This window comes from Kitasatospora sp. NPDC057500 (genome assembly GCF_042802195.1).
Taxonomy (GTDB): Bacteria; Actinomycetota; Actinomycetes; order Streptomycetales; family Streptomycetaceae; genus Kitasatospora.
Window position 1 is genome coordinate 1 of record NZ_JBHVER010000196.1, and the last position, 15,208, is coordinate 15,208.

Below are 15,208 nucleotides of genomic sequence, written 5' to 3' on the forward strand. Positions count from 1 at the left end.
GGGGGGGGGGGGGGGGGGGGGGGGGGGGGGGCGGGGGGGGGGGGGGCGGGGGGGGGGGGGGGGGCCGGGGGGGGGGCCCCGGCCCCCCCGGGGGGGGGCGGCCGGGGCGGCCGCCCCCCGCTCCCGCGTTCCCGCCCGCCCCCGCTCACCCGCTTGCGGGCCCCGCCCCCGCCGAACGCAGTGCCTCCGCATGCGAACCGCAACCCACCGTGATGGCCTTTTGACTGTCGGCGACCGGCACAGCCCCCGTCGGCCGTTCCCCCTCCCCCCGCCCGGAGTTCCGAGCCGGACGGCCCCCTGTTCGAGGAGTCCCATGTCCCTGTCCCCGCGGCCCGGCCGGCGCCTTCCGACCGTGTTCGCCACCGCCGTGGTCTGCGCGCTGACCACCGGCACCGTCCTGTCCGCCGTCGTCCCCGCCGCCGCCCACGGCCCCGGCGGCCACGACGACGGCCCGGCCGCCACCGCCCCCCGGATCGCCGACCCCCGGATGCTCGCCGAGCTGCGCGAGGACGAGGTCGCCGCGCTCGGCCAGGAGCACGCCGAGGAGCACGCCCGGATGCGCGCCGCCGTCCGCGGCATCGGCGACTACCCGCAGACCACCCGAACCAACCGGCTGAACGCGCTGACGGAGTCCCAGGCCACCCACAACAGGGGCTTCGCCCCCGAGACCTTCGGGACGTTCAACCAGTACTTCCCCTCCCCCGACTTCGGCGACCACATCGCGCTGCTGCCGACCGGCAAGGTGCTGCTGTTCTCCTTCGAGCGGATCGAGACCAACCCGGAGAAGGAGCCCGCCCCCACCCAGACCACGGGCGAGGAGAACGCCGGCCGGGCGTTCCTCTGGGACCCGGCCAAGGGCTACGGCAAGGACGCGTACAAGCAGGTCACCCCGCCCGTGGTGAACATGCCCGACGGCCTGGACCAGCCCCGCCCGGCGCCGTTCTTCTGCGCCGGCCACTCCTTCCTGCCCAACGGCATGCTCGGCGTCTTCGGCGGCAACCTCGGCGGCAACGGCGGCAGCGGTGCCAAGCTCTCGCTGATCTTCGACCCGTGGACCGAGACCTGGACCCGCAACCCCGACATGTCCGTCGGCCGCTGGTACCCCTCGGTGGTGACCGGCCCGGACGGCCGGCAGCTGATCATGTCCGGCCAGTCCGAGATCGGCTGGGGCACCCCCACCCCGGTGGTCGAGCGCTTCCCCGCCAAGAGCCACCCGGTGCCCTCGCTCAAGACCGACACCCCGACGAACACCCCCGTCGACCGGTTCAAGGTCGACGCCCCGTTCTCCCTGGACTACCCGCACCTGTTCTCGCTCAACGACGGCAACATCTACGGCTTCGGCCGGCAGGCCTCCGAGCAGTGGAAGTTCGACCCGGTCGCCGAGACCCGCAGCGACCTGACCGCCCGTCCGGACGGCCGCAAGCGCAACTACGGCTCGGCCGTGCCGCTGCCCGGCGGCATCAACGGCCCGGACTCCGCGCTGATCCTCGGCGGCGACCGGGACAACCCCAGCACCCTGCGCTTCTCCAACGGCAGCTGGACCGCCGAGAAGTCCCGCGCCTTCGGCCGCACCCAGGACGACACCCTGCTGCTGCCCAACGGCCGGCTGATGACCGTCAACGGCGCCTACGACATCCGCGACTACGGCAACGGCCCGTACAACCCGAACGCCGACCTCAAGTACCGCCAGGTCGAACTCCGCGACGACCAGGGCAACTGGAAGCTCGGCCCGGTCCAGCGGCTGCCGCGCGGCTACCACTCCAACGCCGTGGTGCTGCCCGACGGGCGCGTCATGGTCACCGGCGACGAGCTCCAGCAGATCGCCAACAACCCGGACATCAACGGCACGGTGGCCGACATCCCCGGCACCTCGGCCCCGGTCACCATGAACGGGACCATCGAGATCTACGAGCCCGCCTACCTCCACCAGGGCGACCGTCCCGCCCTCGACCGGGCGCCGACCACGCCCGTCCGCTACGACCAGACCTTCCAGGTCACCTCCGAGACCCCGGGCCTGGTCTCCAAGGCGGTGCTGCTCTCGCCCACCACCTCCACCCACTCGGTCAACACCAGCCAGCGCCACCTCGACCTGCGGCTCAGCAGCCGGGCCGGCAACCGGCTGGAGTTCCAGGCCCCGCCGGACGCCAAGGCCGCCCCGCCCGGGTGGTACATGCTCTTCCTGCTCAACGACCAGGGCGTGCCCTCCGTCGCCAAGTGGATCCAGCTCACCGCCTGACCCCCGCCCGAAAGGAACCCCCCACCCCCATGGCAACGGCAACGGCCACGGATCTGCGCCTGCGCGACAGCGAGGAGATCCAGGGCGACATCCTGGCCGGCTTCAAGAAGGACAACGTCAGCGTCCTGTTCCTCAAGTTTGAGGACGCCTCCCGGGCCCGCGACTGGCTCCGGCAGCTCACCCCGCAGATCGCCACCACCCGTGAGGTCGCCGCGTTCAACGACGCCTTCAGCGAGGCCCGCAGGACCTCCGGCGGCGACGACCCCAAGGCCCTCAAGGCGACCTGGCTGGGCATCAGCTTCACCTACGAGGGCCTGCGCATGCTCTCCACCACCGACCCCTTCGCCAAGCCCCCGCCGCCCGGCAGCGGCCTGGAGGCGTTCAAGGAGGGCTCGGCCAGACGGGCCGGAGCGCTCGGCGACACCGGCGAGAACTCCCCGGCGAACTGGCTCTTCGGCAACGGGAGGAGCCAGCCGGTGCACGCCGTGCTGAAGCTCTCCGCCGACACCGAGAAGGACCTCCAGGCGGCGGTCGAGGCCCAGCGGATCGCCGCCGCCGAGTGCCGGGTGCTGATCGTCTACCAGCAGAACGCCCAGACCCTGCTCGGCACCCGCCGCGGCAAGGAGCACTTCGGCTTCAAGGACGGCATCAGCGAGCCGGGCGTGCGCGGCTTCGACCGGCCCGACCCGAACCGGCCCGAGGAGGTCGAGGGCCACCCGGGCACCCGGATCGTCCCGGCCGGCGAGTTCGTCTGCGGCGAGGAGCCCGCCCCGGGCAGCTTCCGGGACTTCCCCGACTGGGCCCGCGACGGCTCCTTCCAGGTCGTCCGCCGGCTCGCCCAGGACGTCCCCGGCTGGTGGTCGCAGGTCTCGGCCAAGCTGAAGGAGCTCAGGCTCGCCAAGGCCGTCCCGGACGCCGCGACCACCGAGTGGCTGGCCGCCCGGCTGGTCGGCCGCTGGCGCTCCGGCGCCCCGGTCTGCCACTTCAAGGACCACGACGTCCCGAACAACCCGGGAGCCGCCGCGGACAACGACTTCGACTTCCGGGACGACCTGGAGGGCCTGGTCACCCCGCTCTGGTCGCACCTGCGCAAGACCAGCCCGCGCGCCGGCCTCCAGGCGCCGGACCCCAGCCGCCCGCCGTTCGACGCCAAGGAGCTCGACGGCCGCCGGATCATGCGCCGCGGCACGCCGTACGGGGCGCCGTTCGACCCGGCCTCCGAGGGCCCCGGCGGCCCGGACGACCCGCGCGGGCTGCTGTTCATCTGCTACCAGGCCGACATCCAGCGGCAGTTCGAGTTCATCCAGGCCGACTGGATGGACCAGGAGGACTTCCCGCCCGGCCGCAACCCGGTACCCGGCAAGGACCCGGTCGTCCTCGCGGCCACCGACGTCGACTTCGAGAGCCGGGACTCGGACGGCACGATCAAGCACACCCCGCTGACCTTCGCCCAGTTCGTGCAGACCACCGGCTCGGTGTACGCCTTCATGCCCTCCCTCAGCACCCTGCGGGGGCTCGCCGACGGGCGGCTCGTCGGCCCCGACCGGACCGCCGCGGGCGGCCAGGCCGCCCAGGGCGGCGGGCAGGGCCAGACCCAGACGCAGACCCAGCAGGGCGGCCAGAGCGCCTACCCGGCCGGCCCGGCCTACCCGTGCGACGAGTTCCTCGCCGTACCGGACCAGTGGCGGCGCGGCGGTCAGAGCCAGTTCTGGGCCTACCACGGCGACCGGTACCGCAGGATCTCGGTGGCCGACGGCGCCTCGCACACCGACCGGCTGGTCGAGGGCGACGCCCCGCTGAGCGGCCTCCGCTGTTTCCAGGGCATCGGCCGGATCGACTGCATCCTGCCCATGCCCGACCTCCAGAACCCCGGTGGCAAGAGCTGGTACTGGGTCTTCCACAGCACCGGCGGGCGCCAGCGCTACCGGGTGGTCTCGATCACCGGCGGCGACGAGCACACCGGCGTGCTGGAGCGCCCGGACCGCGACCTCGCCGCCTGGCGCTCGCTGGACGGCGTCGACCGGGTGGACTGCTTCCTGCCCGTGCCCGACCAGCAGCGGACCGGCGGCAAGAGCTGGTACTGGGTCTTCCACACCACCGGCGGGCGCCAGCGCTACCGGCTGCTCTCGGTCGCCGACGGCGCCGCCCACGCCGACGTGCTGGAGCGCTCCGACCGGGAGCTGTCCCAGTGGGGCTCGCTCAACGGCACCACCGCGGTGAACTGCTTCGTGCCCGTCCCCGACTCCCAGCGGACCGGCGGCAGGAGCGAGTACTGGGTGTTCCACGGTGACACCTACCGCAAGATCTCGGTGGCCGACGGCAGCGGTCATCCGGACCGCCTGGTCGGCGGCCCGCGCTCCTGCTCGGGCTGGAACTCGCTGAACTGAACCACGCCCCGGACCCCGCCCCCGTCCGCCCCCGCGACCGCCCGGCCGCGGGGGCGAAACGGGTCTTCGCGCGAACGACCAGGACGCGTGCGGGACACTCCCGGTTCATGTGATCCATCCCACAGTTTGAGCCGGACTCAGCGCGCCTCCTGGCCCCTAGGCTTGCGCTGGAAGTTGGCAGTCGTACCACCCTCGGCCCCGTCCGGGATCGGTGACGGGACTCTCAGGGAGTTGAGGCGATGCGCCGTCGGCGGTGGAAGCACGTCCTGATCGGCGCCTTCGCGGGCGCCGCCGTCCTCGCCGACGCCGGCGCGGCCGCCGCCCAGGCCGCGGCCGCCACCGAGCAGTTGGCCATCTCCACCCCGCCGGCCGGCAGCGCCGCCTGGGTCGAGGACCACGCCTACGGACACCACCTGCCCGACCCGGCCACCACCGCCCCGGCCGCCGCCGCCGAGTTCTTCGCCCAGCTCGCCCCCGGCGAACTGGACCGGCTGGTCGAGGCCTACCCCCTGGTCGTCGGCAACTTCGACGGCGCCCCGCTCGCCGTCCGCTACCGGGCCAACCGGATCGCGCTGGCCGCCGAACGCGACCACGCCCGGGCCCGCGCCGGCGACCACTCGCTCGCCCCGGAGCAGCGCGCGCTCGCCGTGTCCCGGGCCAACGACGTGCAGAGCCTGCTCGCGCCGGGCCGGCAGATCCTCGCCTTCGACCCGCGCGGGCGCGGCCTGCTCACCGAGGTCTGGGGCGACCTCGGCGCCGCCGACCGGGTCGCGGTGCTGGTCCCCGGCTCCGACGCCGACCTCGGCCACTTCGACCAGGCCGTCGAACCGCTGCGCTCCCCCGCCGGCATGGCCCGGGCGCTGTACCAGGAGGAGCGCCGGCAGTCCCCGGGCACCCGCACCGCGGTGGTCGCCTGGACCGGCTACGTCACCCCCTCCGGCCTCGGCCCCGACGCGGTGACCTCCCGGCTCGCCGACGTCGGCGCGCCCCGGCTGCGCCGGCTGCTCGCCGGGCTCAAGGAGACCACCCGGCCCGAGGCGCCGCCCGCGCTGTTCTGCCACTCCTACGGCTCGGTGGTCTGCGGCACCGCCGCGCCGGACATCCCCCGGGCGGCCGCCTCCCCGGCCGACACCACCGGCATCACCGACCTGGTGGTCTTCGGCTCCCCCGGCATGGGCGTGGAGGACACCTCGGAGCTCGGCGACGGCGTGCACGTCTGGGCCACCCGCAACGAGACCGACTGGATCGGCAACGTGCCGTACCTGGAGGTCGGCGGACTCGGCCACGGCGCCGACCCGACCTCCCTGGACTTCGGCGCCGAGCGGATCTCCTCGGCCCTCTCCTCCGGCCACAACGGCTACTTCGCCACCGGCACCGACAGCCTGCACAACTTCGCCGCCGTCGCCCTCGGCGCCTACCAGGACGTCCTGCGCCCGGCCCCCGAAGCGTAGCTAGCGGGCCTCTCCGTACAGGCGGACGGCATCGGCGGCGGCGCGGCCCATCTCGCGGCGGGCGGCGGGCGGGGAGAGCACCTCGGCGTCCGCGCCGAACGCGAGCAGCGCCCGGACGGCCGACAACGACTGGATCCACAGCGCGAGTTCGACCCAGTCGTCGGGCGCCCCGCCCCCGTTCTCCGGCGGCGGGGCGGTCAGCCGGGCGCCGTGGATCCGGACGAACACGTCCAGCCGCCCGCGCCGCACCCGCACCTTCACCGTCAGCTCCTTGGGCAGCCGCTCCACCTGCTCGCGCAGCAGCGCCCAGACCTCGCCCAGCCCCACCCCGGGCCGCCTGCGCACCGGCTCCTCCGAGGTGTCCGCGCACAGCACCCGGTCGGCCCGGAACAGCCGCGGCTCGCCGTGCAGATCGGCCACCAGGTACCAGACCGAGGCCTTGCTCACCAGGCCGTACGGGTCCACGGTGTACTCCGTCGGCGCGGGCGTACCGCTGTGCCGGTAGCGCAGCCGCAGCCGGCGGTCGGCGAACACCGCGTACTGCAACTCGCCCAGGTCCGGCCCCGGCGGCGCGCCCGACTGCATCCAGCGCGCCGGGTCGACCAGGACCCGCTCGCTGATCCGCTCGGCGCCCGACCGGTGCGGGGCGGGCAGCGCGGCCATCACCTTGCGCAGCGCCGAGCCGAGCGCTCCGTCCAGGCCGAGGTCGCTGTGCGCGCCCTGGGCGGAGAGCACGAACAGGGCGCGCGCCTCGTCGGCGGTCAGGCCGCTGACGTCGGTGCGGTAGCCGGGCAGCAGGCTGATGCCGCCGTGCCGGCCGCGTTCGGTGTAGACGGGCACGCCGGCCGCCGAGAGCGCCTCGACGTCGCGGTAGATGGTGCGGACCGACACCTCCAGCCGTTCGGCCAGTTCGGTGGCGGGCACCCGGCCGCGGGTCTGGAGCAGCAGCAGGATCGAGAGCAGGCGGTCGGCCTTCATCCCATGAGGATCGCAGAAATCATGACGGCGGTTGTCAGGTTTTACCGGGAGATTGCCTCCAGCCCGGAAAACCCATCCGCACCAGTGGAGTTGAACCACCCCATGGACACCGCCCAGGACCCGCGCCCGCTGTACCAGCTCGCCCTCGACCAGCTGGAGAAGCTGTTCTCCGAGGCCGGGCCGGAGAACCTCGACCGGCCCACCCCGTGCGCCGAGTACGACCTGCGGGCCCTGCTCGACCACGTGGTCGGCGGCGTCCACCGGCTCGCCTACACCGGCGAGGGCGGGCTCAGCCGGGACGTCGCGGCCGCGACCGGCGGGGTGCCCGACGACGGCTGGCCGGCCGCCCTCGGCCGGGCCCGCGCCCGGGTGACCGCCGCCTGGGCGGAGGACGCCAAGCTGGACCGTCCGACCTCGGTGCCCTGGGGCGAGCTGTCCGGCCGCGAGGCGGTGGGCAGCTACGTCCTGGAGACCGTCATCCACTCCTGGGACGTCGCCCGCGCGCTCGGCACCGACCACACGCTGGACGAGGCGCTGGGCGAGGCGGCGCTGGCGATCGCCCTGGCCATGATGCCGGCCGAGCCGCGCGGCGGAGCCGTCCCCTTCGGCCCGGTCCAGCCCGCCCCGGCCGGCGCCGGCGCCTACACCCGGCTCGCCGCCCACTCCGGGCGCGCCGTCTGACCACCCGTCCTAATGGCTCGGTGCGCACCGCGCGAGCCGCCCGTTGTAGACGTCGATCTTGTGGTCGAGCACGGCCAGGGTCGCGTGCAGGTCCGCGATCTGCTGCCGCACCGCCTCCCGGTGGGCGAGCAGCAGGTCGCGGCGGTCCGCCGAGGTCCGCTCGCCCTCGCGGGCCAGCTCCACGTACCGCAGCATGTCGGCCACCGGCATCCCGGTCAGCCGCAGCCGGCCCAGGAAGGCCAGCCGGTGCAGATCGCCGTCGCTGTACCGGCGCTGGCCCGAGGCCGAGCGGTCCACCGGGTCGAGCAGGCCGATCCGCTCGTACCAGCGCAGGGTGTGGGCGGTCAGGCCGCTGGCCGCCGACACCTCGCCGATGGTGTGCCGCGGCGTCCGGTCGGGCGCGCCGACCGGGTCCTGGAACACCTCGCAGCAGGTGCGCAGTCCGGCCTCGATCGATGCGAGTGCGGTCATGGTCGGTCCCCCGGTGATGAGCGTGACGACGACGCTAGCGCCTTGGAGTGCACTCAAGGCAAGCACCCCGGCCGAGCCTGCCGTCCCGCCCGACCGGCCGGCCCGATTAGAGTCGGGCCCCATGGAGAGCTTGCGGAAGATCGAGACCTGGCCGGTGCCGCACGCGGCGGCGGCCGTCGTACGGGGCGCGGACGGCACGGTGCTGGGCGCGCACGGCCCGCAGGACCACCTGTTCCCGCTGGCGTCGGTGACCAAGCTGCTGACCTCGTACGCCGTGCTGGTCGCGGTCGAGGAGGGCGTCTTCGAGCTGGACGACCCGGCCGGACCCGCGGGCTCGACCGTCCGGCACCTGCTGGCCCACACCTCGGGCCTGGCGTTCGACGAGCACAAGGTGATGGCCGAGCCCGGCAACCGCCGGCTCTACTCCAACGCCGGCTTCGACGTGCTGACGCGGACCCTGGAGCAGGCCGCCGGGATCGAGTTCGGCCGGTACGCCGCCGAGGCCGTGTTCCAGCCGCTCGGCATGCACGCCACCCTGATCAACACCGCGCACCGCTCCCCCGCCGGGGCCGGCGGCCTGTCCACCCTCGCCGACCTCACCCGGTTCGCCGCCGAACTGCAGTCGCCCGCGCTGCTCGACCCGGGCACGCTGCGCGCCGCCACCCGCGAGGTCGCCTTCCCGGGCACCAGCGGCGTGCTGCCCGGCTTCGGCCACCGCCGGCCGAACGACTGGGGCCTCGGCTTCGAGATCCGCGACGGCAAGGCGCCGCACTGGACCGGCACCGCCAACTCCCCGGCCACCTTCGGCCACTTCGGCCAGTCCGGCACCTTCCTCTGGGTGGACCCGCAGGCCGGCGCGGCCTGCATCGCGCTCACCGACCGGGACTTCGGCCCGTGGGCCGCCGAGGTCTGGCCGGCCCTGAGCGACGCCGTCCTCGCCGAGATCTAGGATCCGTCCCGGGCGTCAGCCGTACGAGACCGGCGAGTGCATCTCCCACAGGAGCAGCTCCGCGCCGTTCTCCCCGGCCGTCGGCGCCGCGAAGGCGTCCCCGGTGATCCGCACGCTGTCGCCGGGGACCATGGAGCGGCCGCCGCCCTGCGGCCCCGGCACCGTCCGGTAGCCGAGCGAGCCGGCGGTCAGGTGCGCGTAGCGGTAGGCGGCGGACGGCAGGGCGGGCAGCGGCTGCCACGGCCCGGCGGTCACCAGCCACAGCGCGGCGTCGCCGCGCCGCAGCCGCAGCGCCTGGCCGCCGGCGTCCCGCTCCATCCCGGAGGCGAGCAGCGTCAACCCGTCGGCCGCGCGCTCCACCCCGCGCAGTCCGTACGCGGGGGGCGCGTCGAAGACGTCGGGCTGGAGCCACATCTGGACGAAGCGCACCGGGCCGGCGGCGCCGCCGACGTTCCGCTCGGTGTGGGTGACGCCGGAGCCGGCGCTCAGGTGCTGCACCATGCCGGGGCGCACCACCCCGCCGTGCCCGCAGGAGTCCCGGTGGGCGAGCGCGCCCTCCAGCACCCAGGTGAGGATCTCGGTGTCCCGGTGCTTGTGCTCGTCGAACCCGGCGCCGGGGGCGAGGAGTTCCTCGTTGCACGCGAGCAGCGCGCCGAAGTGGGTGTTCCTCGGGTCGTAGTGCCCGGAGAAGGAGAACGCGTGCCGGGTCTCGACGCCCTCGGCGGGCGTCGAGCGGTAGCGCTCGGCGGTGCGGCGCAGATCGGCACGAGGACGGGCAACGGCATCGGTCACAGGACCCACCGTAACGGCACCCCGCAGTCGGGTGTGACCGCCACCACCCCGCCCGTCCACCGGGGGCTGTGCACGAGCAGTCACTCCGGTGAGGCAGTCTTGTCCCTGTGCCAGCCGCTTCCGCGAACTCCAAGAGCGATCCGACCGCCAATCCCGACAGGAACGGGAAGAGCCCGACGCCGGGCGCCGGGAGAGACCGGCCCGGCCGGGCGGCCCCGCGCCTGACCGCCCAGGAGCGCCGGCTCGCCGCCGAGCGCGCCGAGCGCCGGGCCGCGACCCTCAAGCGGCTGGAGAAGTCCTCGGGCAAGCTCGCCTCGGCCGCGATCGCCCGGATGGACGACCAGCTCGGCTGGTACCGGCGGATGCCGCCGGAGCACCGGTCCTGGATCGGCCTGGTCGCCCAGGCCGGCATCGCCGCGTTCACCGAGTGGTACCGCAAGCCGGACACCCCGCAGGCGATCTCCACCGACGTCTTCGGCACCGCGCCGCGCGAGCTGACCCGGGCGATCACGCTGCGCCAGACGGTCGAGCTGATCCGCACCACCATCGAGGTGATGGAGGAGGCCATCGAGGAGGTGGCCGCCCCCGGCGACGAGGCCGACATGCGCGAGTCGGTGCTGGTCTACGCCCGGGAGATCGCCTTCGCCACCGCCCAGGTGTACGCCCAGGCCGCCGAGGCCCGGGGCGCCTGGGACGCCCGGCTGGAGGCGCTGGTGGTCAACTCGCTGCTCTCCGGCGACGCCGACGAGGGCGTGCTGTCCAGGGCCGCCGCGCTCGGCTGGGGCCAGCCGAGCCAGGTCCGGGTGGTGATGGGCTCGGCTCCGGACGGTGACAGCGAGCTGGTGGTCGAGGCGATCCGCCGGGCCGCCCGGTACGCCAAGCTGCACGTGCTGACCGGGGTGCTGGGCAAGCGCCTGGTGGTCGTGGTGGGCGGCGACAAGGAGCCGGTGCACGCGGCCCGGGCGCTGATCGGCCAGTTCGCTCCGGGCCCGGTGGTGGTCGGCCCGACCGTCCCCGACCTGCTCTCGGCGACCCGGTCGGCGCACGCCGCCGCCGCCGGCCTGCGGGCCTGCGCGGCCTGGCCGGACGCGCCGCGGCCGGTGCTGGCGGACGACCTGCTGCCCGAGCGCGCGCTGGCCGGCGACCAGGCGGCCAGACGCCAGCTGGTGGAGGAGATCTACACACCGCTGGACGAGGCGGGCTCGGCACTCCTGGAGACCTTGAGTGTCTATCTGGAACAGGCCTCCTCGCTGGAGGGAGCCGCCAGGATGCTCTTCGTCCACCCCAACACGGTGCGCTACCGGCTCCGACGTGTGACCGACGTCACGGGCTACGCGCCCTCCGACGTACGTTCGGCGTTCACCCTGCGTATCGCACTGGCGCTGGGGCGGCTCACGGCCGCCGGAGAGTCAAGCTGACCAGGCTGTAGGGACCTTACAATCCCGGATGCTTTTCTTCGTTACCGTCGCCTACCCGCCCCCGGGCGCCTGGCGAGAGAGGGTTGAACCGTGCTCGTAATCGTCGCCCCTGGACAGGGTGCCCAGACCCCCGGTTTCCTCAGCCCCTGGCTGGAGCTCGACGGTGTCGCCGACCGCCTGCGCGGCTGGTCGGAGGTCGCCGGGCTCGACCTCGTGCGCGCCGGAACGGAGGCGGACGCCGAGGAGATCAAGGACACCGCCGTCGCCCAGCCGCTGCTGGTGGCGGCCGGCCTGGTGACCGCGCGCGCGCTGTTCCCGGACGAGGACGCGGCCCGTGCGCTGGTCGGCGCGGTCGCCGGCCACAGCGTCGGCGAGATCACCGCCGCGGCGGGCGCCGGCGTACTGAGCGCGAGCGACGCGCTGACCTTCGTCCGCGAGCGCAGCCTCGCCATGGCCGAGGCCGCCGCCGCCACCGAGACCGGCATGCTCGCCCTGCTCGGCGGCGACGCCGAGGAGGTCGCCGCGAAGCTCGCCGAGCACGGCCTGACCGCGGCCAACAACAACGGCGGCGGCCAGATCGTCGCGGCCGGCACCCTGGCCCAGCTGGAGGCGCTGCGCGCCGACCCGCCGGCCGCCTCCCGGCTGGTCTCGCTGAAGGTGGCGGGCGCGTTCCACACCAGCCACATGGCCCCCGGTGTCGAGCGGCTGGCGAAGCTGGCCCCGAGTCTGCCGGTCGCCGACCCGAAGGTCGCCTACGTCTCCAACCGGGACGGCGAGGTCGTCGCCTCCGGCGCCGAGGTGCTGGACCGCCTGGTGTCGCAGGTCTCCAACCCGGTCCGCTGGGACCTCTGCATGGAGACCCTGCGGCGGCTGGGCGCGACCGCCGTCATCGAGCTCGCCCCGGCGGGCACCCTCACCGGACTGGTCAAGCGCAACCTCAAGGGTGTGGCGACGCTTGCCCTCAAGACCCCCGCCGACCTGGACAAGGCCCGCGGGCTCGTCGCGGAGCACGGCGGTCAGCAGCAGGAGCAGCAGGAGCAGCAGGCATGAGCAACACCCCCCAGATCCGCCCGGTGACCGGTGCGCGGTACTCGCGCATCCACGGCGTGGGCGGCTACCGCCCGATCCGGGTGATCCCCAACGCCGAGGTGCTGACCTGGATCGACTCCTCGGACGAGTGGATCCGCACCCGCAGCGGGATCGCCGAGCGCCGCTGGGCCGGCCCGGACGAGTCGGTCACCGAGATGTCGGTGCAGGCCGCCGGCAAGGCGATCGCCCAGGCCGGGATCGACCCCGCGCGGATCGGCGGCGTGATCGTCGCCACCGTGTCGCACCTCAAGCAGACCCCGGCCGTCGCCACCGAGATCGCCGAGCGGCTCGGCTGCGGCACCGCCCCGGCCTTCGACATCTCGGCCGCCTGCGCCGGCTTCGGCTACGGCCTCGGCCTGGCCGACGGCATGGTCCGCGGCGGCACCGCCGAGTACGTGCTGGTGATCGGCGTGGAGCGGCTCAGCGACCTGACCGACACCTCGGACCGCTCGACCGCGTTCATCTTCGGCGACGGCGCCGGCGCCGCGATCGTCGGCCCCTCCGACACCCCCGGCATCGGCAAGCTCGTCTGGGGCTCGGACGGCTCGCAGAAGGACGTCATCTCGCAGACCGAGGCCTGGGACACCGCCTTCGCCAAGGAGGACGCCGTCAACGGCGCCGGCGAGGGGATCAAGTGGCCCGCCCTGCGGATGGAGGGCCAGACGGTCTTCCGCTGGGCGGTCTGGGAGATGGCCAAGGTGGCCCAGCAGGCGCTCGACGCCGCCGGGATCACCGCGGACCAGCTCGGCGCGTTCATCCCGCACCAGGCGAACATGCGGATCACCGACGCCATGATCAAGGCCCTCAAGCTGCCCGCCTCGGTGCCGGTCGCCCGTGACATCACGGAGACCGGGAACACCTCGGCGGCCTCCATCCCGCTGGCGATGGAACGCATGCTGGAGAGCGGTGAGGCCCGCAGCGGCGACCTCGCCCTGATCATCGGGTTCGGGGCGGGTCTCGTGTACGCCGCGGCAGTCGTTACGCTCCCCTAGGCGATTTCGCCCGATCCACCCGCAAACCTGCGTCCGTCCGCCGGGCGGCCGCATTCAACACCGAAGAGGAGCAGCCAGTATGGCTACCAAGGACGAGGTCCTGGAAGGTCTCGCCGAGATCGTCAACGAGATCGCCGGCATCCCGACCGAGGACGTCGAGCTCGACAAGTCCTTCACCGACGACCTGGACGTCGACTCGCTGTCCATGGTCGAGGTCGTCGTGGCCGCCGAGGAGCGCTTCGACGTCAAGATCCCGGACGACGAGGTCAAGAACCTGAAGACCGTCGGCGACGCGGTGGACTACATCCTCACCCACGCCTGAGCGGTCGGCGCGTCCTACGCGTTCGACGCCTGACACCGGCCGGCTCCCTCCGAGTCGGCCGGCCCGCCGGCCGGGACGCCCCACCGGGCGCCCGGCCGGGCTCACCTTCGGCCGCCGCCGACCCCCGCACAACGTGAGAGAAGAAGAAACCAGTGACTGTTGAGAACCGTACCGTGGTCGTCACGGGTATCGGCGCCTTCACGCCGCTGGGCGGCGACGCCGCCACCACCTGGGAGAACCTGGTCGCCGGGCGCTCCGGGGTGGCTGCCCTGACCGAGGAGTGGGCCGCCGATCTGCCCGTGCGGATCGCCGCGCGCACCGCCGTCGAGCCGGGCGAGATCCTGCCCCGCCCGCTGGCGCGCAAGCTGGACCGCTCGGCCCAGTTCGCCCTGATCGCCGCCCGCGAGGCCTGGGCCGACGCCGGCTACGAGACCCCGGCCACCGACGAGTCGTCCAAGCTCGCCCCGGAGCGCCTGGGCGCCGTGATCGCCTCCGGCATCGGCGGCGTGACCACCCTGCTCGACCAGTACGACGTGCTGAAGGAGAAGGGCGCCCGCAAGGTCTCCCCGCACACCGTCCCGATGCTGATGCCCAACTCCCCGGCGGCCAACGTCGGCCTGGAGGTCGGCGCCCGCGCGGGTGTGCACACCCCCGTCTCCGCCTGCGCCTCCGGCGCCGAGGCGATCGGCTACGCGATCGAGATGATCCGCAGCGGCCGCGCCGACGTCGTGGTGGCGGGCGGCACCGAGGCGGCGGTCCACCCGCTGCCGATCGCCGCGTTCGCCAACATGATGGCGATGTCCAAGAACAACGACGCGCCCGAGCGCGCCTCCCGTCCGTACGACAAGGCCCGGGACGGCTTCGTGCTGGGCGAGGGCGCCGGCGTCGTCGTGCTGGAGTCGGTGGAGCACGCCGAGGCCCGCGGCGCCCGGATCTACTGCGAGGCGGTGGGCCAGGGCCTGTCCTCGGACGCCCACCACATCGCCCAGCCCGAGCCGACCGGCGCCGGCGTGGCCCGCGCGCTGGCCGACCTGTTCGACCGCAACCAGCTGGACAAGGCCGAGATCGTGCACGTCAACGCGCACGCCACCTCGACCCCGCAGGGTGACACCGCCGAGCTGAAGGCGCTCCGCAAGGAGCTGGGCGAGGACCTGGACCACATCGCCGTCTCGGCCACCAAGTCGATGACCGGTCACCTGCTGGGCGGCGCCGGCGGCATCGAGACGGTCGCCACCGTGCAGGCGCTGTACCACCGCATCGCCCCGCCGACCATCAACGTCGACGAGCTGGACGACGACGTGGACGCGGACATCGTCCGCGGCGAGGCCCGCAAGCTGCCCGAGGGCCGGATCGCCGCGCTGAACAACTCGTTCGGCTTCGGCGGCCACAACGTGGTGCTGGCCTTCCGCACCCGCTGACCCGCACGACGAGGGGGCCGGCGC

13 protein-coding genes are annotated in these 15,208 nt (G+C 74.1%); 10 read left to right on the forward strand and 3 right to left on the reverse strand.

All coding sequences use genetic code 11. The annotated features are described in order from the left end of the window. Window positions 1–313: 313 nt before the first annotated feature. From ACFU74_RS30160 to ACFU74_RS30170, 3 genes are all read left to right on the forward strand, one after another. Window positions 314–2,236: a galactose oxidase-like domain-containing protein gene (locus ACFU74_RS30160; RefSeq protein ID WP_380762391.1), complete on the forward strand. Its 1,923-nt coding sequence runs from the start codon at window positions 314–316 to the stop codon at window positions 2,234–2,236. A gap of 29 nt (window positions 2,237–2,265) precedes the next feature. Further along, complete coding sequence (locus ACFU74_RS30165; protein WP_380762393.1) at window positions 2,266–4,623, forward strand: Dyp-type peroxidase; 2,358 nt, start codon at window positions 2,266–2,268, stop codon at window positions 4,621–4,623. Between the two features lie 239 nt (window positions 4,624–4,862). After that, a complete protein-coding gene (locus ACFU74_RS30170; protein WP_380762395.1) occupies window positions 4,863–6,074 on the forward strand; it encodes an alpha/beta hydrolase in 1,212 nt (403 codons plus the stop codon). Here the strand turns inward: ACFU74_RS30170 and ACFU74_RS30175 are convergent, their stop codons facing one another. Beyond that, window positions 6,075–7,052, reverse strand: a complete 978-nt coding sequence (locus ACFU74_RS30175) for a helix-turn-helix transcriptional regulator (protein ID WP_380762397.1) — start codon at window positions 7,050–7,052, stop codon at window positions 6,075–6,077. A 102-nt stretch (window positions 7,053–7,154) separates the two neighbouring features. Here ACFU74_RS30175 and ACFU74_RS30180 point away from each other — a divergent pair, with 102 nt between their 5' ends. Beyond that, window positions 7,155–7,733, forward strand: a complete 579-nt coding sequence (locus ACFU74_RS30180; RefSeq protein WP_380762399.1) for a TIGR03086 family metal-binding protein — start codon at window positions 7,155–7,157, stop codon at window positions 7,731–7,733. 9 nt (window positions 7,734–7,742) lie between these two features. Here ACFU74_RS30180 and ACFU74_RS30185 read toward each other — a convergent pair whose 3' ends face one another. Then, entirely contained in the window at window positions 7,743–8,204 is a 462-nt protein-coding gene (locus ACFU74_RS30185) for a MerR family transcriptional regulator (protein WP_380762401.1), read from the reverse strand. 121 nt (window positions 8,205–8,325) lie between these two features. Here ACFU74_RS30185 and ACFU74_RS30190 point away from each other — a divergent pair, with 121 nt between their 5' ends. Beyond that, complete coding sequence (locus ACFU74_RS30190; protein ID WP_380762403.1) at window positions 8,326–9,153, forward strand: serine hydrolase domain-containing protein; 828 nt, start codon at window positions 8,326–8,328, stop codon at window positions 9,151–9,153. A 15-nt stretch (window positions 9,154–9,168) separates the two neighbouring features. On the opposite strand, the gene ACFU74_RS30195 is transcribed toward ACFU74_RS30190, so the two are convergent. Continuing rightward, window positions 9,169–9,945 (reverse strand): pirin family protein, encoded by a 777-nt coding sequence (locus ACFU74_RS30195; protein ID WP_380762405.1) that lies wholly within the window; start codon window positions 9,943–9,945, stop codon window positions 9,169–9,171. Between the two features lie 221 nt (window positions 9,946–10,166). Here ACFU74_RS30195 and ACFU74_RS30200 point away from each other — a divergent pair, with 221 nt between their 5' ends. From ACFU74_RS30200 to fabF, 5 genes are all read left to right on the forward strand, one after another. Then, a complete protein-coding gene (locus ACFU74_RS30200) occupies window positions 10,167–11,363 on the forward strand; it encodes a PucR family transcriptional regulator (RefSeq protein WP_380295320.1) in 1,197 nt (398 codons plus the stop codon). 90 nt (window positions 11,364–11,453) lie between these two features. After that, a complete protein-coding gene (locus tag ACFU74_RS30205) occupies window positions 11,454–12,413 on the forward strand; it encodes an ACP S-malonyltransferase (protein WP_380762407.1) in 960 nt (319 codons plus the stop codon). After that, window positions 12,410–13,444, forward strand: coding sequence for a beta-ketoacyl-ACP synthase III (locus ACFU74_RS30210; RefSeq protein WP_380762409.1), 1,035 nt, complete (start codon window positions 12,410–12,412; stop codon window positions 13,442–13,444). Before ACFU74_RS30205 ends, ACFU74_RS30210 begins: the two co-directional genes overlap by 4 nt. A gap of 79 nt (window positions 13,445–13,523) precedes the next feature. After that, complete coding sequence (locus ACFU74_RS30215) at window positions 13,524–13,766, forward strand: acyl carrier protein (protein ID WP_350546381.1); 243 nt, start codon at window positions 13,524–13,526, stop codon at window positions 13,764–13,766. 152 nt (window positions 13,767–13,918) lie between these two features. Beyond that, the gene (gene fabF / locus ACFU74_RS30220) at window positions 13,919–15,184 is read left to right on the forward strand and encodes a beta-ketoacyl-ACP synthase II (protein ID WP_380762412.1); all 1,266 of its coding nucleotides are present in this window, start codon (window positions 13,919–13,921) and stop codon (window positions 15,182–15,184) included. Window positions 15,185–15,208 lie beyond the last annotated feature (24 nt).

What these genes read in the sequence shown, in the direction of transcription:
- ACFU74_RS30160 (WP_380762391.1), top strand. Translation starts at nt 314, where the DNA reads ATGTCCCTGTCCCCGCGGCCCGGCCGGCGCCTTCCGACCGTGTTCGCC.
- ACFU74_RS30165 (WP_380762393.1), top strand. Translation starts at nt 2,266, where the DNA reads ATGGCAACGGCAACGGCCACGGATCTGCGCCTGCGCGACAGCGAGGAG.
- ACFU74_RS30170 (WP_380762395.1), top strand. Translation starts at nt 4,863, where the DNA reads ATGCGCCGTCGGCGGTGGAAGCACGTCCTGATCGGCGCCTTCGCGGGC.
- ACFU74_RS30175 (WP_380762397.1), bottom strand. Translation starts at nt 7,052, where the DNA reads ATGAAGGCCGACCGCCTGCTCTCGATCCTGCTGCTGCTCCAGACCCGC.
- ACFU74_RS30180 (WP_380762399.1), top strand. Translation starts at nt 7,155, where the DNA reads ATGGACACCGCCCAGGACCCGCGCCCGCTGTACCAGCTCGCCCTCGAC.
- ACFU74_RS30185 (WP_380762401.1), bottom strand. Translation starts at nt 8,204, where the DNA reads ATGACCGCACTCGCATCGATCGAGGCCGGACTGCGCACCTGCTGCGAG.
- ACFU74_RS30190 (WP_380762403.1), top strand. Translation starts at nt 8,326, where the DNA reads ATGGAGAGCTTGCGGAAGATCGAGACCTGGCCGGTGCCGCACGCGGCG.
- ACFU74_RS30210 (WP_380762409.1), top strand. Translation starts at nt 12,410, where the DNA reads ATGAGCAACACCCCCCAGATCCGCCCGGTGACCGGTGCGCGGTACTCG.
- ACFU74_RS30215 (WP_350546381.1), top strand. Translation starts at nt 13,524, where the DNA reads ATGGCTACCAAGGACGAGGTCCTGGAAGGTCTCGCCGAGATCGTCAAC.